Source organism: Arthrobacter sp. zg-Y1219 (assembly GCF_030125545.1).
Taxonomy (GTDB): domain Bacteria; phylum Actinomycetota; class Actinomycetes; order Actinomycetales; family Micrococcaceae; genus Arthrobacter_B.
In genome coordinates, this window is the sequence record NZ_JASKLY010000003.1 from 236,618 (window position 1) to 258,182 (window position 21,565).

Annotated in this window: 20 protein-coding genes; 10 read left to right on the plus strand and 10 right to left on the minus strand. The window is 62.7% G+C overall.

Annotated features, from left to right (window positions below; genetic code table 11):
• The first annotated feature begins 17 nt into the window (after positions 1–17).
• From QNO00_RS02270 to QNO00_RS02280, 3 genes are all read left to right on the plus strand, one after another.
• Positions 18–542, plus strand: a complete 525-nt coding sequence (locus QNO00_RS02270) for a hypothetical protein (protein ID WP_284023481.1) — start codon at positions 18–20, stop codon at positions 540–542.
• Between the two features lie 72 nt (positions 543–614).
• Positions 615–1,502 carry a GNAT family N-acetyltransferase gene (locus QNO00_RS02275; protein WP_284023482.1) on the plus strand — a complete coding sequence of 296 codons (888 nt, stop codon included), beginning with the start codon at positions 615–617 and terminating at the stop codon, positions 1,500–1,502.
• A 146-nt stretch (positions 1,503–1,648) separates the two neighbouring features.
• Positions 1,649–2,107 carry a GNAT family N-acetyltransferase gene (locus QNO00_RS02280; protein ID WP_284023483.1) on the plus strand — a complete coding sequence of 153 codons (459 nt, stop codon included), beginning with the start codon at positions 1,649–1,651 and terminating at the stop codon, positions 2,105–2,107.
• Positions 2,108–2,134: 27 nt separating this feature from the next.
• Here the strand turns inward: QNO00_RS02280 and QNO00_RS02285 are convergent, their stop codons facing one another.
• The 7 genes from QNO00_RS02285 to QNO00_RS02310 form a co-directional block, all read right to left on the minus strand.
• Positions 2,135–2,647: a GNAT family N-acetyltransferase gene (locus tag QNO00_RS02285; protein ID WP_284023484.1), complete on the minus strand. Its 513-nt coding sequence runs from the start codon at positions 2,645–2,647 to the stop codon at positions 2,135–2,137.
• Positions 2,648–2,832: 185 nt separating this feature from the next.
• Positions 2,833–3,600 carry an SDR family NAD(P)-dependent oxidoreductase gene (locus QNO00_RS02290; RefSeq protein ID WP_284023485.1) on the minus strand — a complete coding sequence of 256 codons (768 nt, stop codon included), beginning with the start codon at positions 3,598–3,600 and terminating at the stop codon, positions 2,833–2,835.
• A 46-nt stretch (positions 3,601–3,646) separates the two neighbouring features.
• A complete protein-coding gene (locus QNO00_RS17350) occupies positions 3,647–3,922 on the minus strand; it encodes a PLDc N-terminal domain-containing protein (protein WP_502862984.1) in 276 nt (91 codons plus the stop codon).
• Positions 3,923–4,443: 521 nt separating this feature from the next.
• A complete protein-coding gene (locus QNO00_RS02295) occupies positions 4,444–5,544 on the minus strand; it encodes a fatty acid desaturase family protein (protein ID WP_229965523.1) in 1,101 nt (366 codons plus the stop codon).
• Positions 5,545–5,923: 379 nt separating this feature from the next.
• Complete coding sequence (locus QNO00_RS02300) at positions 5,924–7,264, minus strand: APC family permease (RefSeq protein ID WP_229965522.1); 1,341 nt, start codon at positions 7,262–7,264, stop codon at positions 5,924–5,926.
• 295 nt (positions 7,265–7,559) lie between these two features.
• On the minus strand, positions 7,560–8,393 hold the full coding sequence (locus tag QNO00_RS02305; RefSeq protein WP_284023486.1) for a MerR family transcriptional regulator: 834 nt from the start codon (positions 8,391–8,393) through the stop codon (positions 7,560–7,562).
• A 356-nt stretch (positions 8,394–8,749) separates the two neighbouring features.
• On the minus strand, positions 8,750–10,015 hold the full coding sequence (locus QNO00_RS02310) for an MFS transporter (protein ID WP_349643462.1): 1,266 nt from the start codon (positions 10,013–10,015) through the stop codon (positions 8,750–8,752).
• Positions 10,016–10,077: 62 nt separating this feature from the next.
• Between QNO00_RS02310 and QNO00_RS02315 the strand changes: the two genes are divergently transcribed.
• The 6 genes from QNO00_RS02315 to QNO00_RS02340 all read left to right on the plus strand — a co-directional run bounded on the left by QNO00_RS02315 (position 10,078) and on the right by QNO00_RS02340 (position 15,691).
• The gene (locus tag QNO00_RS02315) at positions 10,078–10,656 is read left to right on the plus strand and encodes an ArsR/SmtB family transcription factor (RefSeq protein ID WP_284023488.1); all 579 of its coding nucleotides are present in this window, start codon (positions 10,078–10,080) and stop codon (positions 10,654–10,656) included.
• A gap of 96 nt (positions 10,657–10,752) precedes the next feature.
• On the plus strand, positions 10,753–11,199 hold the full coding sequence (locus tag QNO00_RS02320) for a GNAT family acetyltransferase (protein ID WP_284023489.1): 447 nt from the start codon (positions 10,753–10,755) through the stop codon (positions 11,197–11,199).
• Between the two features lie 564 nt (positions 11,200–11,763).
• Positions 11,764–12,489, plus strand: coding sequence for a TetR/AcrR family transcriptional regulator C-terminal domain-containing protein (locus QNO00_RS02325; RefSeq protein WP_284023490.1), 726 nt, complete (start codon positions 11,764–11,766; stop codon positions 12,487–12,489).
• A 62-nt stretch (positions 12,490–12,551) separates the two neighbouring features.
• Positions 12,552–13,880 carry a DUF2254 domain-containing protein gene (locus QNO00_RS02330; RefSeq protein ID WP_284023491.1) on the plus strand — a complete coding sequence of 443 codons (1,329 nt, stop codon included), beginning with the start codon at positions 12,552–12,554 and terminating at the stop codon, positions 13,878–13,880.
• A 678-nt stretch (positions 13,881–14,558) separates the two neighbouring features.
• Positions 14,559–15,083 carry a hypothetical protein gene (locus QNO00_RS02335; protein ID WP_284023492.1) on the plus strand — a complete coding sequence of 175 codons (525 nt, stop codon included), beginning with the start codon at positions 14,559–14,561 and terminating at the stop codon, positions 15,081–15,083.
• A 245-nt stretch (positions 15,084–15,328) separates the two neighbouring features.
• A complete protein-coding gene (locus tag QNO00_RS02340) occupies positions 15,329–15,691 on the plus strand; it encodes a hypothetical protein (protein WP_284023493.1) in 363 nt (120 codons plus the stop codon).
• A 123-nt stretch (positions 15,692–15,814) separates the two neighbouring features.
• Here QNO00_RS02340 and aspS read toward each other — a convergent pair whose 3' ends face one another.
• Positions 15,815–17,605, minus strand: a complete 1,791-nt coding sequence (gene aspS / locus QNO00_RS02345) for an aspartate--tRNA ligase (RefSeq protein ID WP_284023494.1) — start codon at positions 17,603–17,605, stop codon at positions 15,815–15,817.
• Positions 17,606–17,772: 167 nt separating this feature from the next.
• Between aspS and QNO00_RS02350 the strand changes: the two genes are divergently transcribed.
• Positions 17,773–19,044, plus strand: a complete 1,272-nt coding sequence (locus QNO00_RS02350; protein WP_229965510.1) for an APC family permease — start codon at positions 17,773–17,775, stop codon at positions 19,042–19,044.
• Here the strand turns inward: QNO00_RS02350 and QNO00_RS02355 are convergent.
• Both QNO00_RS02355 and hisS read right to left on the minus strand, forming a co-directional pair.
• A complete protein-coding gene (locus QNO00_RS02355; RefSeq protein ID WP_284023495.1) occupies positions 19,041–20,066 on the minus strand; it encodes an adenosine deaminase in 1,026 nt (341 codons plus the stop codon). The two genes, QNO00_RS02350 and QNO00_RS02355, sit on opposite strands and share 4 nt — an antisense overlap.
• Before the next feature lie 47 nt (positions 20,067–20,113).
• Complete coding sequence (gene hisS, locus QNO00_RS02360; RefSeq protein WP_284023496.1) at positions 20,114–21,463, minus strand: histidine--tRNA ligase; 1,350 nt, start codon at positions 21,461–21,463, stop codon at positions 20,114–20,116.
• Between the last annotated feature and the right edge of the window lie 102 nt (positions 21,464–21,565).

The window sequence follows — 21,565 nt, forward strand, 5'->3', positions numbered from 1 at the left end:
GCCGCTAAAGTGACTGCATGATTGCACTCACGCACGCGCCTCATGACCTCGTGGTCGGAACCAGCGATGGTATCGATGTTCGCTTTGCAGGTGTTGAGTTCAAAGACGCGCCAGGCTTCGTCGGTGTCAGCGCCGGAGAGCCGGGCATCCATGTGCACCTCAGCGGAGTGCGTGGGAAAGAGACAATGTCCCGGGACGGCCGTTTCAACCGAGGACTCGAGGAGTGGTGGAAGCGGCGTGAAGCTGCAGGATCAGACCGATCTGAGAACCCGCCTCCGATGCCTGGCGTCGCCGTTTTTGAGGGGATCACCACGGTTGTATCTGATGATATTGGCACCGAGTACCGGCGGTCAGGAGGCCAGACGGCCGGCAGCGGTATGGAGTGGGACGCGCTCTGGGTCTACACACCGGCTCCACCTGCTGAGGCTCGGACGCTTCGACTCGAGTTCAGCGTCGGCGGGGAACTGACCGGAAAGTACTGCGAGTTCAGTCTCTCGGACCCCATCAGCGCGGACGGGTTAGCGAACCACGCTCCACATTGAGGATCCTCTACCGGATAAATACTTCCCGGGCCTTGGGAACTGGAGCATTTTGGAGAAGAAAAACGGGGGATCATGGACGTTGTCCTTCGAACACCAGGTGTAGACGAGCTCGGGGAGATCTGCAGCGTTTTGGGGAAGTGGCAGCACGACGGGGAACCGCTGCAGCTACACCCAGGCGATCTGGGCTGGTACTCCCTGCGAGGGCCAGCCGCCACTGCCGCTGCGACGCGCGTGTGGTCTCAGGGCGACACGAACCTTGCCATTGCCCTTCTCGACGGTCCCGAGCTGTTGCGGTTCGCCATTGATCCGACGCGGCGCCAAGACGCAGCCCTTGCCCTTCGCATCGTTGTTGACGTCAACAACCCGATGGCCGGAATCCTCGGCGCAGGAGCAGCAACTATCGAGGCGCGCGGTGCGGTTGCCTTGATTGAGCAGCTTGCGCAGAACGATTGGGCGCCCCACGAACCGTGGACACCGCTCCACCACGATCTGGCCGCATCTCCCAAGGCGTCGGGCTTCGTCATTGAGACCGTGGAACCAGGTCACACCGCTGAGTGGGTGGCTGTGCACTGGTCGGCCTTCCGAGGTACACCGATCCCGGACGGGCGCATCCAACATTTCGTGGACGGATGGCGTCTAGCTGCGGAAAGCCCCTTTCTCGACTTCGGGCGCATACTGTCCCTGCGATGCCGTGACGGTCAGGTCGTCGCCGTCGCCGCGGTGTGGTCGGCTGGCGAAGGGCGTCCTGGACTTATCGAACCGCTGGCAGTACATCAGGAACACCGCGGTCGCGGATACGGCACAGTCATGACAAAGGCGGCAGTCGACGAGCTCCGGCAAATGGGATCATCCAGCGCCGTTGTTTGCGCGGAGACCTCTAACGCGGGAGCCGTCGCCACCTACCTGGCGGCAGGATTCACAGCGCACCCGGAAGTCACCGACTGGCACCGAAGTGTCTGACGCCTGAGCGATGCCACCCAGAATAGCCCTGCCGCCCGGCCAGCCGGTCGCCGGTCCTTCACTGGGACAGGTCTTACGCTGACCACTAAGATCACTGTGACTTCCGGCGTGAACGCACATGAACCCGATGTGAGATGCTCATCTCCATGATTGTCCCGACACGCCTTCGACTCGCGGAAGTAAGCGACCTGCCTTTCATTTTCCGCCAGGAGCGCGAGTACATCGAGGCCATTGAACCGGATGCGTACCAGGGGTGGCTGGCAGCCCTGGACCTGAACCTCGCGTTCTGGATCGAGTACCTTCCCCAGACGCTCTTCTGCGTCGATGCAGACGGACATCCCCTCGGGTATGCGATGTGGAGCCTCGATGGTGACACCGCGACCCTGGTCTCGATCAATGTCATCGGCAGCCGTCGTCGCCAAGGACTCGGCCGGCTCCTCCTGGATGCGTTCGAACGGAGGGTCTGCCCAAGCGGAGCTCGCGTTGCGGAGCTCGGTGTTCACCGCACCAACCAGGCACGCCTGCTCTACCAGGGCGCGGGCTATGAGACCACGGGCCAGGACGGCGAGTATGTGTTGTTCAGCAAAATCCTCAGAGAATTCTGACTCCAGCAAAATACGGTTTAAATGCGGCTATCTGCGTTCGAGGGCTTCGGCGGCAAGTACCTCGCGGCGGCATACTTCCATTTCAAGCGCATCCTGATTGTCGTTAACGCGGAAGCTCACGCCGGTTTCCTGGAACCCAAGGCTGGCGTAGAGGCAGCGGGCCGGGGTGTTGTGAGCGTAGACGTGCAGTTTCATTTTCGGCAGGCCGGTGAGCCGGAAGCCAGCCCGTGTGGTGTGCTGCACCAGTTCTCGTCCCAGGCTTTGGCCCCTGCGCTGTGGATCCACAATGATGTAGCCCAATCTCATCATTCGGGCAGGCTGGTCCTCCACCAGCAGCGATGCATGGCCAGTCATCTCACCACTGTCAGGATCCACCGCGGACCAGTACCGTCGTTGCGGATTGCCCAGATAAGTGCGCAGTTGCTGGTCCGTGAGAGGCCAGGTGAACGTTGGCCCCGACCACAGCATCATTTCTTCCTTGGTACTTACCCAGGCGCGGAGCTGTGCAAGGTCATCGAAGGATGTCGGTCGAAACTTCACAACTTGATCGTAGGGGCAACCCGCATCCCTTCTGGCTCTTTGGTCCGCGAACCACGCTTCGTGTTCTCCAACCCCTTCCATATGAGGGGTCCCAATACATCCCATCCGGCTCCCCGTAGACGCTTAACGGTCCCCGCACCACCGGTCTGAACGGCATACCGGCAGAGACGCCCTCACAAATGGACTTAATGGACCGAAAATCCTCCGTCAACGGTGACCAACTGCCCGACGACGTAAGCCGACGCAGCGCTGGCCAGGAACACGGCCGCACCTGCGAAGTCCTCCGGCACACCATTTCGCCCGACGAGTGTACGCCGAGCCAGAGCTTGGACGGCAGCTGGGTCCGAGCTGAGCCGCTTATTCAAAGGGGTTTCCACGAAGCCGGGCACCAGTACGTTTGCGGTGACACCGTATGGTGCCCAAGCCTCGGATTGTGATCGGGCCAAAGCCTCGACTGCTGCTTTCGATACTCCGTAGGCACCACTTGACGCGAACGCTCGATGTGCCTGCTGAGAGCTGATGTGAATGATCCGGCCGAAACCGCGTTCCGCCATTCCGGGCGCCAGGCGCTGGCCGAGGATGAACGGCGCCTCGAGGTTTACCTGCATGGTCTCATCCCAGGTAACCTCGTCGAGCTCGGGCATCAGCGGGCGAAGATTGATACCGGCTGAGTTGACCAGGATGTCGACAGCACCGGCGGTATCGGCAAGAGTGCGTGCCCCCTTGCGGGTTGAGAGGTCCACGACGACGCCGTCGGCGGAGCCTCCTGCCCCGCGTATTTCCTCTACTGTCGCGTCGATCGCAGCGGCGGTCCGGGCCGCGATGAGTACGTGTGCGCCCGCTGCGCTGAGCGCGAGTGCAATTGCTTTGCCAATGCCTGAACTTCCTCCCGTCACGAGTGCCACTCGCTCATGCAGGCCGAAGAGACCACGGAGATACGTTGATGAGTCCATCGCATGAGCGTAGCGCCGGAGCATCGTGCTCTATGGACGTGGCCCCTTACCTGGCCCTGCCTGCCGGGCTGCTACCGGCGTCGCGAGTAGGGGTCTTAGCGCGGCGACCGATGAGGAACCATAGAAACGGACCGATTACAGGGAAGGCAAGCACCACGAGCACCCACACCGCCTGCGCGAGGCCGGTGAGATGGTGAGAGCGCGCAATGCCGATGAGAGCCATGACAAAGAGGAGCAGCGCGAGCACCCCAATTCCGAGAACGGTGAACTCCCACTGAGTGGGAACGACCGGGTTTGCGCCTTGAGCTGTCCATGCCAGCATTGCAGTCCCCCTTGTGTCCCGCGAGATACGGACGCCACCTCCACCCTAAGCACTGATCTCGAGCTTCTTAAGGGATCCTTCACCTCGTTGTACTCAGCGTGGGCTGCGTCCGGGGATTACTCTCGTTAAGCCCGGATACGTCTCCCCCCTGAGGCTCAGCGGCCAGCCTGTCCGCGCACGCGTACCGACTGTTGAGCATTGTCATCCCCAGATCGAACTCTTCTTCCCTGCCCTCCACAATTCGTGAACGGCTCAATTGCAGTTGACCCTCGGATCGGCCTTGTTCTGTGTGCCGGGATGAGCCGCCGGCATGACGATTCCGGTCACACGCCGATGACCATGGCCTCGGCAGGGAAACGACAAAAGGGCAAATTGAGTTAATGTGCTCATGACTCCCCCAAAGCACCTGTGGGCGATCCCCCTGGTTGCCAGAACCAAAACCGGATCACCCCCTGAGGGGCGATCCGGTTTTACGATATTCACGAAATAAAGCAGTGCACCGCAGGCGCGGCAGACCGAACTTACACGCGGTGCGTGCTGGCCAGTGGGCATGCCCACGTATCGACCCCGCCGCGGCCCACCTTGTTGATATAGGCGGTGACGTCCTTCAAGGATTGGCCAAACGCGGTTTCGGTATACCGCACCCCCAGCTGATCACAGTGCTGGCGGACCAGCGGGGCGACTTTTCGCAGATTCGGGCGGGACATGGAGGGAAACAGGTGGTGTTCAACCTGGAAGTTCAGTCCTCCCATAAAGGTATCCACCCACCGGCCTCCGGTGATGTTGCGGCTCATCAATACCTGACGCCGCAGGAAATCGATGCCCGCGTCCCGCGGCGCGATCGGCATGCCGATGTGGTTCGGCGCGAAGGCAATCCCCATATACAGCCCGAAAACGGCGAGTTGGACGCCGATGAACGCTGCGCCCTTGCCCGGTGAAAGCACGAGGAAGACCAGCACCGCATAACTGACCAGACGCACAGCGATGAAGCTAAGTTCCACCCACCGCCGCTTGATCCGACCCTTTCCCAGTACCCGCTTGATGCCCTGCACATGCAGGTTGACTCCCTCAAGCAGGAGTAGCGGGAAGAAAAAATAACCCTGTTTGGTGGCAAGCCAGCGCGTCAAACGGTTCGTGCGCGCTTCGGCCGCCTCGGGGGTGAATGCCAGCACGCCGGGAGCGATGTCCGGATCCACGCCGATTTTGTTCGGTGCAGCGTGATGCTTGCTGTGTTTTGCATTCCACCAGCCAAGGCCCATGCCGGCGAAGAGATTAACCACGATCAGTGAGACCCACTCATTCCACTTCGGTGACACGAAGATCTGCCGGTGTGCGGCGTCGTGGCCCAGAAACGCGATCTGTGTCATCAACAACGCCAGCACCACCGCTGTCACCATCTGCCACCACGTGTCACCGAGCAGGATAAAAGCCAGGGCCAGCACCAGGCCCATCAGGGTTAATCCGATCAGCTTGGCCCAGTAATAGCCGTAGTTCCGGCGCATATAGCCGGCTTCCTGAACCTGCCGGGTCAAAGCGGTGAAGTCGCTGAGATGCCGCTGGCGGGCCGGGCCAGCTGGCCGGTGTTTGCCTTTCGCACTCGAATCCACGCTGGTACCCGTCATAAGGGCGTCTTCCATAATTCACTCTCATATCGGCGGACAAAGTCCATGTCATATTAACGAACATCACCGGATCCGATCCTCCGCCTTTGGCTGGGAGCAGTCCGCATTCCGGCTGTTGTCCGGTCAGTCCTAAGCGTGCTTATCATATATGGAAGACGGCTTCCCCGTTTCATTGCCGGGGCAGAACGGTGTGCCGCGTCAGTTCATTTCAGTTCAATGCGTCAGTTCATTTCAGTTCAATTCAGCCGGAAGGACGCGTCTTTCGCTGCAGCGAGTTCGCTCTGGACCTGCGGCCAGCACGGTCCCTCCTGGCAGGCAGAAGATCGCCGTCGAACTCCACCGCTCCCCTTTGAATCCCCAGCAGTGGGCGTGCCGCGACTTAGCTGGCGCTCAACCGTTGCTCGCGTTTGCGTCCGGCCCGGGCAGCGAGGAACAACAAGGATCCGACCACTATGTAGGCGGCGGCGCCGAGCCAGATGGTCCCGGTTTGTTGTGTGAGGAGGGCGACGCTCGCAATGATCGCGAGGATCGGCACGAATCGGGGGGCTGTGAAGTGGTCGTGATCGACTTTGTCCTTTTTGAGGACGAGGACGCTGACGTTGGCAGAAAGGAACACCAGGAGCAGGAGCAGCACGGTGGTTTCGGCCAATGAGGAGACATTTCCGGTGAGGGTAAGGACGATCGTCAATGCGGCAACGACAACAATGGAGACCCAGGGGGTGCGACGGCCCGGCAGCACGCGGGCAAAGGCCCGAGGGAGCAGTTCCGCTTCCGCCAATCCGTAGCCCACACGGCTGGCCATCACCATGAACAGCAGTGCTCCGTTGGCAATGGCGACCAGGGCGATGAGGCTGAATAGTCCCGGCGGGATTCCGACTTCGCTGGCGGCAACAACCTCGAGGAGAGGTCCGGTGGACTCGGCCAAGTCACCCGGGGGCATGACGATGACCGCCCCGAGAGCGATGAGGAGATAGACGACCCCTGCGGTGCAGATGGCGCCGAACAGTGCGCGGGGGTATGCCTTGGACGGGTTGCGCACTTCCTCGGCCATGTTTGCTGCCGCCTCGAAGCCGAGGAAAGAGAAAAAGGCGACGATCGATGCGGCGAAGGCGCCTTGGAACGGCGGTACGTCCGGTGCGAACTCAAGCAGCCGGGATGGGTCTCCGTTGCCGGAGGCGAGGACGATGGCGGCGACGACGATGACGATGACGAGACCGGTTACCTCGATGATGGAAGCTACGAGGTTTGCGGTGAGGGACTCTCGGACGCCGCGAAGGTTGATCAAGGTCAGCAAGATGATGAACACGACCGCTGCGGGGGCGGCTGGCACGTCGAGGAGCACCGTCAGGTAATCGCCCGCGAAGGCGTTCGCCAGGGCAGCGGCCGTGGTGATTCCGGAGGCCATCATCAGGAAGCCGACGAGGAATGACACGTAGGGGATGCCAAAAGCCCGGTCGGCGTAGCGCGCGGCTCCTCCGGCGTGCGGGTACTTGGTGATCAGTTCCGCGTATGTCGCGGCGGTGAGCAGCGCGACGACCAGTGCGATCAGCAGGGGTATCCAGATCGCGCCACCGACATCGGCCGCCATGGTACCCACGAGGGTGTAGATGCCGGCGCCGAGGGTGTCGCCCACGATAAACGCGAACAGCAGCGGTGTACCAATTGCCCGCTTCAGCCCGGTTGGTGGTTTTGATGTGGTCGTGCCGGGATCTTTCGTCATTGGGCTATTGGATTCCGTTTGCCGTCCCTGCGCAACTACTTGGGCGAAATCAAGTGCACCAAAGGGCTACTTGGGCGAAATCAAGTGCACCAAAGGGCGTTGAGGGCAGGTAGGCGACCAGCATTTACCGGATCGCATGCCTAGAGTCGTTCACCCAGGAAGTGTTTCCGACAAGCCGGTGCCGGGTGAGTCGGACGCGGAGAGCCTCCGCCAAACAACCGATGTTGGTCGGAACTTCCGTGCCGGTGGGGATCCCTTGGCGGACACTTTCTCGGCCAGGACACCAGGCCTTGTTTTAAGAAGCGGGTGACTCGTGGGCGGCAAGTTCCTGGACCAATTCCATGCAACGCAGGCGGGCCGGAGAGAAGTCGTAGGGCATCATTCCAATGGCCTCGATGAGGCTCACGCGCTTTTCCCCTCTGCCGGCGCCTTGGCCGACCTCGTCCTCACCTTCATCAGCGGTAGCGGGGCGCAATGCCTCCCAAGAGTCGAAGAGCGCTTCGTCGCTCTGCGCCAGGCCGGAGTCCTCGATGACGGCTTGCAGCACCAGCTCGAAGGCGTGCCGTCTGGCAGCCACCTGTGCCACGCGGGGGTCATCGACGGCGACCGTGTCATCGAGTGCCTCTTCGGCGGCATCAACGCGGTCGGATTCCTCCCGCAGACCCGGGTGGGTGGCAAAGGCGATGTAACGGCCGGCATTGACGGCCGCACCGAGCGGGCCGAAGATCCGCTCCATGACCAGCAGGTTGTCCAGGTCCGCCTGGCGCAGCGACCCATCGGGCAGGCCCTTGAGGCGGCCGGTGACGAAGTCGGAGAGGAGACCCATCCTGCCATCCGGGGTGCGAATGCACTGCACGACCGTGTCGTCGTGGCCGCTGGCGGCACCGGCAAGAGCCGTGTCAGCAAAGGCGTCACGGATGTCGTCCAAGGCGATCCCGGCGTCGGCCATCTTCTGGATCCACAGCAGCCGGATCATGTCTTCGTAGCCGTATCGGCGGCGGTCGTCGCCGTCCCGCTCGGGGAGCAGGCCAATCTCGTGGTAGTCACGAATCACCCCCGGCGTGGTGCCAACGAACGATGCCGCATCATCGATCTTGACCTGACGCGGCGGAATAAGGGAGCCATGCATGAGCGGGCCTTCCTCAGTGGGACGGGACGTGAGTCCATCGAACCACATAATGCGACGGACGGCGCAACCCCAAATACCTCACCGCCGGAAGCTCAACCGCTCGGCTGATCCCCGGGGAAACATGATTGTTCTTTTTGCTCCTAGACGCAGAGGCCGACGATGTCCGTGGATTGGCGGACTGCCTTAGCAGGTAGGGTGCACTCGTGAACAAGTTCATTCCAAAGAATCCGGTTGGGGTGATCGCCGCAGGGCGGCGGCACTCAGCCGGCGTGAATTCAGATGGCCCAGTGGTGGCCTAAACCGCACCAGGATTTGAGCAACTGAGTTTTCGGGCGGACCACACGAGTCAACTCGGTTTATTCGTGGTCCACCTCGGCGGCGGTGATTGCCTTGTCCGTGAGGATCGGCATCATCACCAATAGGGCGAGGGTGAGTACTCCCATAATGCCAAACATGGCTTGGAGGCCCAGCCATTGGGCCAGCAGTCCCCCGGCAGCTGCCCCGATGGGCATGGTTCCCCAGGCTAAAAGACGGTAAGCACTGTTTACTCGGCCGAGTAGTCGGTTTGGGGCGATGCGTTGACGCAGCGACACTGTGATGACATTCCACACCACAATCAGTGTCCCGCCCACAAGGAGAATGGGCCCAAGTATGTAGGGGTTGTTGGTTAGTGCTGGTGCTCCGACGAACAGTGCGCAGCCGAGGATGGTGAGTGCCAGGGATTTGGATCGGCCCAGTTTCTCTTCCACTGATTCGGAGATGAACGAGCCGATGAAGGCACCGACGGCGGACGTCGTCAGAAGTAATCCGAAACCAACTTCGGATAGCCCCATTTCTGAACTAGGCCCTACGGCGAACAGAACGAGGACGGCGAAGGCCGCGCTGGACGCAAAGTTGAGGACGCCGGTCATTACTGCGAGTGTGCGAAGGATTTTCTGATTCCAGAGAAACCTCAGGCCTTCCCTGATATCGAACCGTAGTGTCGTCTTTTGTTCTCGTTCTACCCGAAAGCTGCCCGGCAATAGGAGTAGCCCGCCTACCGCTGCAAGCCACAGGGCTGCCGGGACAGCGAAACCTGCAACCACACCGATACCTATCAGCAGCCCGCCTAGTGGAGGGCCTATGAATTGGTTGGCGGTGAGTTCAGCGGCATAGAGCCGTCCGTTGGCGCGTGAAAGCTGACCTTTGGTCACAATTTGGGGCAGGATCGATTGCGCCGAGGTGTCGTACAGGGTTTCCGCCACCCCAACCGTTAAGGCGACCACGTACAGGGCCCAGATGGACCCGAGGTCGAGAAGGATCACAGCTATCAGCAAAGCGGGCAGGACAGCGCGGCTCAAGTTGGCCCACAGCATGAGCTTTCGTCGATCTACCCGGTCTGCCAGTGCTCCGGCAGTCAACGCGAAGAAAAGCCAAGGAAGCGTTGCGGTGACAGTGAGTCCGGCGATCAGCGTCGGAGATTGCGTGAGCTGAATCGCCATGAGCGGTAGCGCAATCTTGAACACCCCATCCGCGAGGTTGGAGAGTCCCGATGACGTCCAAAGCTTCCAGTAAGAAGCTCCGAGAGGTAAGCCGTCCGTCGTTCGCACTGGCGCTGCGTTAGGGGTCATGCTCTGAACCATCGCACGGTAATTTAGAAAGTTCAAGGGGGTTGATTTTGCTAAACAGCCCCTAGGATGAGTCCATGACCGACTCGAAGCGCCCGGACGCGAAACAGCAGAATCCCGCTGCCAACGCCCAAGAGATCAAGGCGCTGGCTCATCCGCTGCGCCTGAGAATACTTCGCTTATGCGGGCTCCATGAACTGACCAATAAACAACTCGCCGACCGTTTAGGCCACGACCCGGGAACCGTCCTTTACCACGTGCGGCAGTTGCTCGCCTCAGGATTCCTCGAACCCGCCGGCGTCCGCACAGGCGTAAGCGGTGCGCTGGAAAAGCCATATCGCTCGTCGGGGCGATCCTGGAGTCTGGACAGGGCGCTGCATGATGCAGGTCCGGACGACCCCCTCGCACCGCTCGACGCGGTGCGGGAAGAACTGACCGAAGCAGGTCCGGACGCACTCGCCAATCTATCTCGCTTCGTCCTGCACCTTTCGCCACAAGACGCCGAGGACCTCATCACACGGGTCTACACCGTGCTTAGCGAATACACGGACACCGATCAGCAGCGTTCCGATCAGCCTTCGTACGGAGGCATCTTCATCCTTCACAGAACAGCGGATCAGGCTGACGAGCAAAGCGAAGCAGGGAACGAAGCCTAAAACGGATTACACGAAACCTGCCCCGTAAGCCGATCCTCCAATGGGATGAGTGTGGTCGGCAGCCGACGGCCGTCATGAGGTCATACAATCGGCAGAATGACTGCTCTCACCCTTACGAAAGACCAGTACGACAGCGCCGTTTCCCTGTGGACGGCTACAGGTCTCACACGCCCGTGGAACGATCCAATGGACGACCTCCTCCGAGCGATGAACGGTGCGACGTCGACGGTCCTTGGGTACTCCCTAGATGGCGACTTGGTGGCCACCGCGATGGTAGGGCACGACGGTCACCGCGGCTGGGTCTATTACCTTGCGGTCGCACCAGACAGGCAGGAATCCGGCTTGGGGCGCATGATGATGGAGGCCTGTGAGCAATGGTTGGTTGAACGCGGCGCTGTAAAGGTGCAGCTCATGATCCGCACCAACAACAGTCCGGTTATCGACTTCTACAACCAGCTTGGATACGAGCTCTCAGACGTTCAGGTGAGGGCTAAGTGGCTGAACACAGATCATCCTGCCAACACAGATTCAGCTGCCCACTGAAGGAGATCCGTCAGCGGACGTAGGGATTCAGGGTTCTTGGCCGTAGTGGTTGGCCCTTGGGCGAACGAGCATTACTCCCGTGACGCAAATGATCGGCATAACAATCGCCAAAATGACGTGATCTCTTGTCGGTTCCTGCAGCACGACCAACATTATGGGTATGACGACAGCCGCGATGGATGCAGTGACAATCTGGACGAAAAAAATAGATTCTGGTGCGTCTCTGTTGTGCATGAATCCAGGGCTCTGGTTGGCGTACCGTCTGACTATGGTTGCCAGTTCTCGCTGAAGTTCCTTCGCCTGGTCGCGGGTGAGCCGCCAATCAAATCCGGCAGTAAACACCGGAAATACGGTCTAGTCGTTGCCGATGGGAGCACGGGTGGCCTTTGTCGGACCCGAGACCATTAGGTCGGCGACAGCAAGGTAATGTCTGCACTGTTTGTCTGCTTACAATCCGCAGACCAATTCTCTACACTGTAGACTCCAGGCGTAGACTTGCTGTCAAGCGAGGCTGCTTGTCATTCGATGAGCAGGCCCGATGCAAACGACCAGGACGGATCCTCGATGGCATCCCCGAAAGAACAACCCACCTCGACCGGGCCGCGGAAGGTACGGCTGAGCCGGGAGCTTGTACTCAAGACCGCCCTGGAACTGGTGGATGCCAACGGCCTGGAGGCCTTGAGCATGCGCCGGCTCGGCCAGGAACTGGGGTGCGATCCGATGAGCCTGTACCGGTACGCAGCGAACCGGGCAGCCCTGCTGGATGGTGTCACCGAGGCCGTAATGAATGAACTGTCCCTCTCTGCGGACGATCCAGACTGGCAGGTCCAGCTGCGCCGGATTGCCCATGACCTCCGGCTCCTGGCCCTGCGTCACCCCAATACGGTGCCGCTTCTGGTCACCCGGCCCCTGTCAACCCCGCTGGGCCTGCGCCCGCTGGGAACCCTGCGGCCGCTGGAGCAGATTCTGGGGCTGCTGATTGAGGCCGGCTTCGAACCAACCGATGCGCTGCACGTTTACCGCGCCTTCCATGGGTTCGTCTACGGGCATATTCTGAATGATTTTCAGGAACTGGTCGTGGACGCTGACGAAAACGAAGCAACCCTGCGCCTGGGCCTGCACCACTTGCCGGTGAAAGAGTTTCCTCGTCTGCGGGCGCTGGGGCCTGTCCTTGCCGAGTACGACGGCGCTGCGGAGCTCGATCAAGGACTGACTATCCTGCTCTCGGGCTTGGCGGAACAGCTCAAGGTCTGCGGGTCTGATGCAGTGCCGGCGGCTTCACAGCTGTGAGTCAAAACCAGATGTCACAGATCGCAGCTGACCTGCTGCGCGGCAGATAAGGAGCCCACCCGGTGGTTGCCCATCAGAGAACCGCAGCGGGCATGAACATTGCCGCCGCACGCTACCGTTTCAAGGAAAGCCTGTTCCTCTTTCCGGCCTTGGTTATGCTGGCCGGAATCGCGCTGGCACTTAGCGCCGCTGCCCTGGACAGAGCCCTCGGCCATGACACCGGTCTGCCGTTGACGCTGGCGATGAGCAGCAACGCCGCGACCTGGCTGCTGGCCACCGTGGCCGGTGCCATGATCACCACCGTAGGCGTCGTTTTCTCGCTGACCGTGGTCAGTCTGCAGCTGGCCAGCGACCAGTTTTCCCCGCGTGTGATGCGCTCGTTCATCCGTGACCGGTTGAGCCAGGGGGTTATCGGGCTTCTGGTGGGCACGTTCTTTTACTGCATCCTGATCCTGCCGACCCTCAGCGGGGAGCCCACCGACCCCGCACCGCGCATTTCCCTGACGGTGGCGGTTGTTCTGACGGTGGTGACCGTGGCAGGCATCATCGTGCATCTGGATCATCTGGCCAGGGGGCTGCAGGTCGGCAACCTGGCGCGGGTCATTGCCGCCGAAGGCCAATCCGTCGTTGCATCCCTGGACCGTGCGCCCGCCGGACTGCGTCCCGCGGACCCTGAAGATTTCCCTGTCCCGGAAGACGCCGCTGTCATCCCCTGCCCGGTCAGCGGATGGGTGAGCCAGCTATCGGCCGGCGGGTTGCTCAGGGCAGTTCCGGCCGGGACCAGGATCCGGGTGGAGACCCGGGTGGGCGCTTACATCCATGCGGGCGAGCCGTTGCTGACCGTGTGGCCGGCGCCGTCGGAACGCAGCCGGGAACACCTTGCCCGGTCCGTTGATGTCACCGATGCTCGGACCATGCTCCAGGACGTCGACTTCTCTGTTCGGCAGCTCGTGGACATTGGCCTTCGAGCCCTGAGCCAGGCCGTCAATGACCCCACCACGGCCGTGGAGGTTCTGCTCAGGCTGGGAAGCCTGCTGCGGGTGGTCCTGACTGCGCCGCTTGCGCCTCAGGCACTGACCGATGACGCCGGGCGGGTCCTGGTGCAGCCGTGGAACCTTGACCATAACGAATACATCGACCACGCCTTTGACCAGCTCCGCCAGAAATGCCTGGACCAGCCCGAGGTGGCCGGGGCCATGCTGCGGGTCCTGCGGATGCTCACCGCCCACGTTCAGGAACAGGGCTGCCCGGAACATGGGCCGGCCCTACAGCGGCAAATGCGGTTGCTTCTGGAATCTGTCCGAGACCAGCCGGGACTGCACCCCGAAGACCTCCGGCGCCTGGAGTCGCTGTCCTCGGACGAAACCGACCCCGCCGACCACAGCCGCTAGGCTGCCCCGCCGCTTTACCGGGTGCTCAAGCGAAGACGCCGCGATGGGCTTCTGCGGCATCGCACGGTCTTGACGGTGCCCGTGGAGCAGGTCACAGAGACACATCATGAGGATGCACCTCGTCCCTGATGCCCGTAAGCCGCTCCCCCCAACGGGACAACCAAAGCGATGACTTGGACAACAGCCTCGCCAGCGCCCCAATGGCTCTCCCCCACACACCACCAAAGCATCCGAGCAAGGAGCTCCAAGCCGCTTCGATGCGAGTCATTCTTCGGCAAACGGGTCGCTCGCCGTCGCGCTCGTGAGGTGTCAGTCGGCCGGAGAGCAGGCGGCTGCCTTCACCGGAAGTCAATCGCCGCGGCAAAACTACTTGTATTGATCCGGGCCGGGTCTTATATGACGCAGAGCATTCTTCAAACCCGTGCGTGGACTGGCCTGATTATGGTCCGCGGCTAAGGGATATGAGGCAGGAAATACGAGTACATGCAAATCAATATGTATTTTTCGTTTACCAAACCTTTACCTCCCGGATGAAAGCGACTAACGTCTTTCGGATTACTTCGAAAGGAAGTCGCCGAAATGATGAGACCGAGCAATGTCCGCGATCCTCCAGACACCGTCCGATCCGCTGGGACGCATGCGGGTTTTTCGATTCCACGGGCAGCGGTCCTACCCGCAATGGCACTGGCCCTGGTACTCGCAGGATGCAGCTCCCTGGACCAGCCCGGCGTTGCCGCCGGCAGCGACTCCCCCTCACCGGCTCCGGGAAATTCGGCGCCGGAGGCCGGGACGAACACACCCGCAAGCGGCGATCCCGACAAAGCGGAGCTTTTTCGAGCGGAAGACCCGGTCAGCATCGAGACCTATTTTCAAACGGAACCCCAGCTTCGACCGGAGAACGGAAGCGTCCTGCTTGAGGAATCCGCGACCGGGCCCAGCACCTTTGAGTTGCCGGACATGGAGCCAGGAACAACTTTCAAGACCTTCCTCACCTGCAACGAGGCGGAGGCCTATAAAGTCCAGTTCCTGGATGCTGAAGGTAAGCCCGTAACGTCAACCGGCGGGGACCGCTGCAATAGCCCGAACCTGGCATCCTACGAATATCCGGTGACCGCAGAGAGCATTCCGTCGACCGTGACCGTAAACGATGTGAATTCCGCTGAGTACTGGCTTGTGGTCTACAACATTACCGAACCTGAATAATCATTTGGATCAATAACCTGTCTGGAGATTGAACGATGAAAATTATTCCGAAAACTCTGATTGTCCTCGACCGCGGCTTTCATCTCGGCGGCAGCAGCACCGATGGCTTCCGCGGATGAGGGGCAGGCGCAACAAACGGGGCCGGCTTCGGAGCTGCCCCCGCGGTCAGTCCCGCCGTGTGCACCGCGGGCAGCGAAACCGCGGATGCATCGGCTGAGTACCAGGTTCAGGCCTATGAAACCTACGTGTCCAATCCGAATCAGCGTGTTTACGGAGCCGCGGGCGGGACGCTGCCCTTCGAGGTAGGCCAGCAGTCGAGCACCAGCATTGAAGTCAACGGTTCCACTACGGCCGAGGCCGGCGCTGTTTTCGCCAAGGCTTCAGCCACCTTGGGTATCGCCGTCAGCGCGTCATCCACCACCACCACACAGCAGGGATACTCCTGGCAGGTTCCTGCCGATCAGGCCCAGGGCTGGCTCGAGATGGGCGCCATGGGGTATCAGCTTGACTGGCAGCGGGGACATTACAACTCGCCGTGCATCTGGGTCCAGGATGCCAGCGGAAGCACCCTGAGCACGTCCAGCAATACCGCTTTCAGCCACAGCTAGTTCCGGCTTCCCCGAACGCAACCAGGAGCCGTACCGGACACACAAGCCGGCAGAACAAGAAAGTGCCCGGCCGCAACAGCGGCCGGGCACTTCTCATGTCACTGGACTCTTGGTCGGAAGACCTTAGGCGACGTCCTTCTTGGCTTCGGGCTTCTTGGCCTCAGGCTTGAAGTCCACGCCGGCTTCCTTGCGCTGCTGAGCAGTGATCGGAGCCGGTGCCGCGGTCAGCGGGTCGTAGCCGCCGCCGGACTTCGGGAAGGCAATGACGTCGCGGATGGACTCGGTGCCGGCCAGCAGGGCCACCACACGGTCCCAGCCGAAGGCAATGCCGCCGTGGGGCGGAGCGCCGTACTTGAAGCCCTCGAGCAGGAAGCCGAACTTCTCCTGCGCGTCCTCCTGCGAAAGGCCCATGACCTGGAAGACGCGCTCCTGCACGTCGCGCTGGTGGATACGGATCGAGCCGCCGCCGATTTCGTTGCCGTTGCAGACAATGTCGTAGGCGTAGGCCAGGGCCGATTCCGGATCCGTGTCGAAGGTGTCCATGAACTCGGGCTTGGGGGACGTGAACGCGTGGTGCACGGCCGTCCAGGCGCCGCCGCCCACTGCCACGTCACCGGCGGCGACTGCGGCCGATGCCGGCTCGAACATGGGAGCGTCAACGATCCAGACGAAGGCCCACTCGTTGGGATCGATCAGTCCGGTGCGGTGGCCGATCTCCACGCGGGCGGCGCCGAGCAGGGCACGCGAGGTGCTCTTGTCGCCGGCTCCGAAGAAGATGCAGTCGCCGGGCTTGGCGCCGACCTTCTCCGCGAGGTTTTCGCGCTCGAAGTCGGTGAGGTTCTTGGCGACGGGACCGGTCAGGGTTCCGTCCTCCTGGACCAGCACGTAGGCCAGGCCCTTCGCGCCGCGCTGCTTGGCCCATTCCTGCCAGGCGTCCAGGGTGCGGCGGGGCTGCGAGGCACCGCCGGGCATGACGACGGCGCCCACGTAGGGAGCCTGGAAGACACGGAACGTGGTGTCCTTGAAGAAGTCGGTCAGCTCGGTCAGCTCCAGGCCGAAGCGCAGGTCCGGCTTGTCCGAACCGAAGCGCGCCATGGCGTCGGCGTAGGTCATGCGCTGGATCGGGGTGGGGATCTCGACGTCAATCAGCTTCCACAGCGCCTTCACCACGGATTCGCCGAGCGCGATGATGTCATCTTCCTCGACGAAGCTGGCTTCAATGTCCAGCTGCGTGAATTCCGGCTGGCGGTCCGCGCGGAAGTCCTCATCGCGGTAGCAGCGGGCGATCTGGTAGTACTTTTCGAATCCGCCCACCTGCAGCAGCTGCTTGAACAGCTGCGGGGACTGCGGCAGCGCGTACCAGGAACCCGGAGCCAGGCGTGCCGGCACCACGAAGTCGCGGGCGCCCTCAGGGGTGGAGCGGGTCAGCGTGGGGGTTTCGATTTCAACGAAGCCCTCGTCGTGCAGCAGGTTGCGGGCGATCCGGTTTGCCTCGGAGCGCAGGCGCATGTTGCGGGCAGGAGCCGGGCGGCGCAGATCGAGGTAGCGGTGCTTCAGGCGTGCTTCCTCGCCAACTTCAACGTGCTCGTCGATCTGGAAGGGCAGCGGGTCTGAGGTGTTCAGCACAACCACCTTGTCCGCCATGACTTCCACTTCACCGGTGGCCAGCGACGGGTTCTCGTTGCCCTCCGGCCGCTTCTGCACAGTGCCGGTGATCTGCAGGACGTATTCGTTGCGCAGGCTGTGGAAGACGTCCTCTTCACGAACCACTACCTGGGCTACGCCGGAGGCATCGCGGAGGTCAAGGAAGGCAACCCCGCCGTGGTCCCGCCGTCGGGCCACCCAGCCAGCGAGAGTGACGGTCTGTCCAATATGCTCGGCCCTCAGGGAACCAAGGGCATGAGTGCGCAGCACAGCAGTCCTTTCAAGATTGCTTGCGGAAAACACTGTTCCCGCTCATTGTGAATACAAGGTCTCTTCATGAGTTTACCGGTGTTCACATCCTTTCCCAGCCAAGGGCACTGCCGCGCAGCCGTTCTGCGGTCGAGGCATGTCCCGGGCCCGACCGATCGGAGGGGCACGTGTCCGGAAGCTCCGCAGACAAACAGCCGTTGGGTGGCTTCGACGCCACGACCGTGGGAATCGGCTGCATGGTGGGCGGCGGTATTTTCGTTGTTCTGCCACCAGTTGCGGATGCCGCCGGCTTCGCCCTTTCCGCGTCGCTGGCCCTGGCCGCCCTGGTGGCCTACTGCTCGGCGGCCTCAACGTTCCTGCTCAGCGCCGGGCTGCGCAACGCCGGGCACCGCAATGAAGGCGGCACGGCGCGTTCGGCGGCGCGGGTCCTGATGGGTCCGCAGATGGGGTTTTTCACCGGCTGGACGCTGGTGTGCGCATTGGTTCCGTCGGCGGCGGTGCTGGCGCTGACCTTTGGCCTGTATGTGCTGCCCGAGTACGCCCGGCCGGCCGCCGCCGGAGCAGCTGTCGCGGCGACCGCCCTGAATCTTTTCGGCCTGGACCGCGGCACCTGGATCATCCGTTTCGTGCTGGCCTTCGTCCTGGGCGTGCTGGGCTTCGGCGTCGTGGTCGCCTTCAACGAGGCCGGCGGACAGGCCCCGGACCCCGGGGTGCTGGAGGAGGCGACGTCGACTGCCGGGCTGCTGCAGGGCGCGGGCTTCGCGTACTTTGCCTTCGCCGGCTATGCCCGGATGGCTGCCATGGGCTTCCGTGTCCGGGAGCCGGACCGCATCGTTCCCCGCGTCCTTCCGGCCATGGTCCTGGTGGCTCTGGGCCTGTACATCCTGGTGGGGCAGTCGCTGCTCGCCTGGTTCTCCGGGCCGGAGGCCCTGGCGGCCGCACTCACGCCGCTGCGCGACCCGGTGGCCGCGGTGGGGCTGGGCATCGGCACCGGCGCGGTGGCCATTGCCGCGGGTGCCGCCAGCCTCTCAGGAGCGTGGGTGCTGATTGAGGGAAGCGCACGCACCGCAGCGGCAATGGCCGACGACGGCGACCTCCCCCGCCCGTTCGGACACACCGGACGCTCCCGTCACGTCCCCTGGCCCGCTGCCGCGGTGGCCGGCGCCGTCGTCGTGCTCCTGGTGCTCACCGCGAGCCTGACGACGCTGCTGGGCCTGGCCTGTTTCGCCCTGCTGCTGCACGCCGCGATTACGAACATGTGCGGTTATGCCCTGGAGCAGCGGCGCTGGTACACCCCGCGGGCCGTGAACCTGGTGGGTTTGGCCGGTGCCCTGGTCACGGCGCTGAGCCTGCCGCCGCTGGTGATCCTGCTCATGCTGATCGTGCTGGGGTTCGGACTGGTGGTGCGGCTGACGATCCCCCGCGCCGCGGCACCCTAGGCGTCAGCCGAGTCCCGCGCCCTCCGCCAGGCCCGGATCAGGTCCAGCAATTCCACCTGGCGGGCCGGCGGGGCGAATGACGCTTCCACCGAGTTGACCGCCAGTTCCTGGAGCTGGTCCGTGGAAAGGTTGAACGTGTGCTCCAGCAGGCGGAAATTGTCGTCAACGTAGCCGCCGAAATACGCCGGATCATCAGAATTCACCGACACATTGAGCCCGCGGGCCAGCATCTGCGGCAGCGGATGGTCGGCCAGGGTGTCGACCGACCGCAGCCGGACGTTGGACAGCGGGCAGATGGTCAGGGGAATCCGTTCCCGCACCAGGCGGTCCACCAGGTCGGAATCGTCCAGGCAGCGGATCCCGTGGTCGATCCGGTCCACCAGAAGAAGGTCCAGGGCCTGGTCAATATAGTGCGACGGCCCTTCTTCCCCGGCGTGGGCCACACATTTCAGGCCGGCGTCCCGGGCCATCCGGTAGAGCTCGATGAAGCCCTCGGGCGGGTTGCCCAGTTCGGCCGAGTCCAGGCCGATTCCCAAAATGGGAGCGTCCAGGGCGAGCAGCCGGCGCAGGACGTCTTCGGCTTCGGCAGCCGGATGGTCCCGCAGGAACGCGGCGATCAGTCCCGATGAGACACCGAACTCCTCCATGCTTCCGGCCAGCACTCCGGCGACACCGTTGATGCAGGTTTCCAGCGGAACTCCGCGGAGCAGGTGCGCCTGCGGATCAACCATCATCTCCACATGGCGCACCCCGGCGGCCGCGGCCCGGCGCAGATAGGAACGGGTCATGTCGGCAAAATCGGCCTCGGTCCGCAGCACCTCCATGTTGGCGTAGTAGAGGTCCAAAAAGGACTGCAGGTCGGTGAACTCATACCGGCTCCGCAGCTCGGCGAGATCGGCATAGGGCAACCGGATGCCGTTGCGCTCGGCCAGCTCGAAAATCAGCTCGGGTTCAAGCGTGCCTTCGATGTGCAGGTGGAGTTCGGCGCAGGGCAGCGGGGCGGCGGAGGGGGAAAGCGACATGGTGCAACCCTAAAACAGATCAGGCCGGCGGTCGCCAGCTGCTGGCCTCAGGCGGACGGGACCCGGGTGACCTGCGCGGAAAGGTCCTCGGCAGGCGGCGTCCAGGTCTGCGGATCGGCCGGCACCTGGTCCCCGGAACGGATGTCCTTGACCTCGTGGGTGCCGTCCTCGCGGGTGAACCAGACAAATGGGATGCCGCGGCGGTCGGCATATTTGATCTGCTTGCCGAACTTTTCCGCTTTCGCGGCCACCTCTACCGAAATTCCGCGGCCCCGCAGGTCAGCGGCGATGTCCTGAGCGGCTGACCAGGAATCGTCATCCGCCAGGGTCACCAGGACGGCGGTGGGCACGCTGCGGTTCGCTTCGGCGAAGTTCTGGCTCAGGATGCGCATGACCAGGCGCGTCACCCCGATCGACAGGCCGACGCCGGGGAAGGTCCGGCTGCCCTTGGCCGCCAGCGAATCGTAGCGGCCGCCGGAGCAGATGGAGCCCAGGGCTTCATGGCCGACCAGCACCGTTTCATACACGGTGCCCGTGTAGTAGTCCAGGCCCCGGGCGATGCTCAGGTCCGCCACCACGCGGCCCGGAGCCCTCTTGACGGCTTCGGCGATGACCTGGGACAGCTCGTCCAGGCCCTCTTCGAGCAGGTCGTTGGAGACACCCAGCGCACGGACCTGCTCCACGAACGACATGTCCTCGGTGCGGATGGAGGCCAGATTCAGGGCGGCGGCGGCCTGTTCGGCGCTGGCACCCAGTTCCTCCTGCAGCAGCTCGGAGACCCGCGCGGCACCGATCTTCTCCAGCTTGTCGATGCTGCGCAGCACACCGGCGGTGTCCTGCAGGCCGATCCCCCGGTAGAAGCCCTCGGCCAGCTTGCGGTTGTTCACCCGGATCTTGAAGTCCGGGATGGGCAGGGCGCCGAGGGCTTCGGCAATCACCAGCGCCAGCTCGACGTCGTACCGGAACGGCAGGTCGCCGTCGCCGACGACGTCGATGTCCGCCTGCGTGAATTCGCGGGCGCGGCCCTCCTGCGGACGCTCTCCGCGCCAAACCTTCTGGATCTGGTACCGGCGGAACGGAAAGGCCAGGTGTCCGGCGTTCTCCACCACATACCGGGCAAAGGGCACGGTGAGGTCGAAGTGCAGCGCCAGCTGGTTCGGGTCTTGCTTGCCGGCGGCCTCGCCTTCTTCGGCCTGCAGCCGGCTCAGTGCATAAACTTCCTTGTCGATCTCACCCTTGCGCAGCAGCTGGCCCACGGTTTCCACCGCACGCGTTTCGATATTGGTGAAGCCGTGCAGTTCAAAGGTGCGCCGCAGGACGTCCAGGACGTGGAGTTCGACAAGGCGCTCCTGCGGCAGCCATTCGGGGAAACCGGACAGTGAGGCCTTGCGTGCCATGCGGGCGAGCTCCTTCTACGGATTTGGGGCGGCCTGCTGCAGGGAAATCGCCTGCCGGCGTGCCTAAACTAAGTGCGGCACTCATTTTAGGTCTTCCGCGCG

What these genes read in the sequence shown, in the direction of transcription:
- QNO00_RS02275 (WP_284023482.1), top strand. Translation starts at nt 615, where the DNA reads ATGGACGTTGTCCTTCGAACACCAGGTGTAGACGAGCTCGGGGAGATC.
- hisS (WP_284023496.1), bottom strand. Translation starts at nt 21,463, where the DNA reads ATGGCACGCAAGGCCTCACTGTCCGGTTTCCCCGAATGGCTGCCGCAG.
- QNO00_RS02335 (WP_284023492.1), top strand. Translation starts at nt 14,559, where the DNA reads ATGGCACTGGCCCTGGTACTCGCAGGATGCAGCTCCCTGGACCAGCCC.
- QNO00_RS02320 (WP_284023489.1), top strand. Translation starts at nt 10,753, where the DNA reads ATGACTGCTCTCACCCTTACGAAAGACCAGTACGACAGCGCCGTTTCC.
- QNO00_RS02305 (WP_284023486.1), bottom strand. Translation starts at nt 8,393, where the DNA reads ATGCATGGCTCCCTTATTCCGCCGCGTCAGGTCAAGATCGATGATGCG.
- QNO00_RS17350 (WP_502862984.1), bottom strand. Translation starts at nt 3,922, where the DNA reads ATGCTGGCATGGACAGCTCAAGGCGCAAACCCGGTCGTTCCCACTCAG.
- QNO00_RS02325 (WP_284023490.1), top strand. Translation starts at nt 11,764, where the DNA reads ATGGCATCCCCGAAAGAACAACCCACCTCGACCGGGCCGCGGAAGGTA.
- QNO00_RS02300 (WP_229965522.1), bottom strand. Translation starts at nt 7,264, where the DNA reads ATGACGAAAGATCCCGGCACGACCACATCAAAACCACCAACCGGGCTG.
- QNO00_RS02355 (WP_284023495.1), bottom strand. Translation starts at nt 20,066, where the DNA reads ATGTCGCTTTCCCCCTCCGCCGCCCCGCTGCCCTGCGCCGAACTCCAC.
- QNO00_RS02290 (WP_284023485.1), bottom strand. Translation starts at nt 3,600, where the DNA reads ATGGACTCATCAACGTATCTCCGTGGTCTCTTCGGCCTGCATGAGCGA.
- QNO00_RS02295 (WP_229965523.1), bottom strand. Translation starts at nt 5,544, where the DNA reads ATGACGGGTACCAGCGTGGATTCGAGTGCGAAAGGCAAACACCGGCCA.
- QNO00_RS02270 (WP_284023481.1), top strand. Translation starts at nt 18, where the DNA reads ATGATTGCACTCACGCACGCGCCTCATGACCTCGTGGTCGGAACCAGC.
- QNO00_RS02315 (WP_284023488.1), top strand. Translation starts at nt 10,078, where the DNA reads ATGACCGACTCGAAGCGCCCGGACGCGAAACAGCAGAATCCCGCTGCC.
- QNO00_RS02310 (WP_349643462.1), bottom strand. Translation starts at nt 10,015, where the DNA reads ATGGTTCAGAGCATGACCCCTAACGCAGCGCCAGTGCGAACGACGGAC.
- QNO00_RS02280 (WP_284023483.1), top strand. Translation starts at nt 1,649, where the DNA reads ATGATTGTCCCGACACGCCTTCGACTCGCGGAAGTAAGCGACCTGCCT.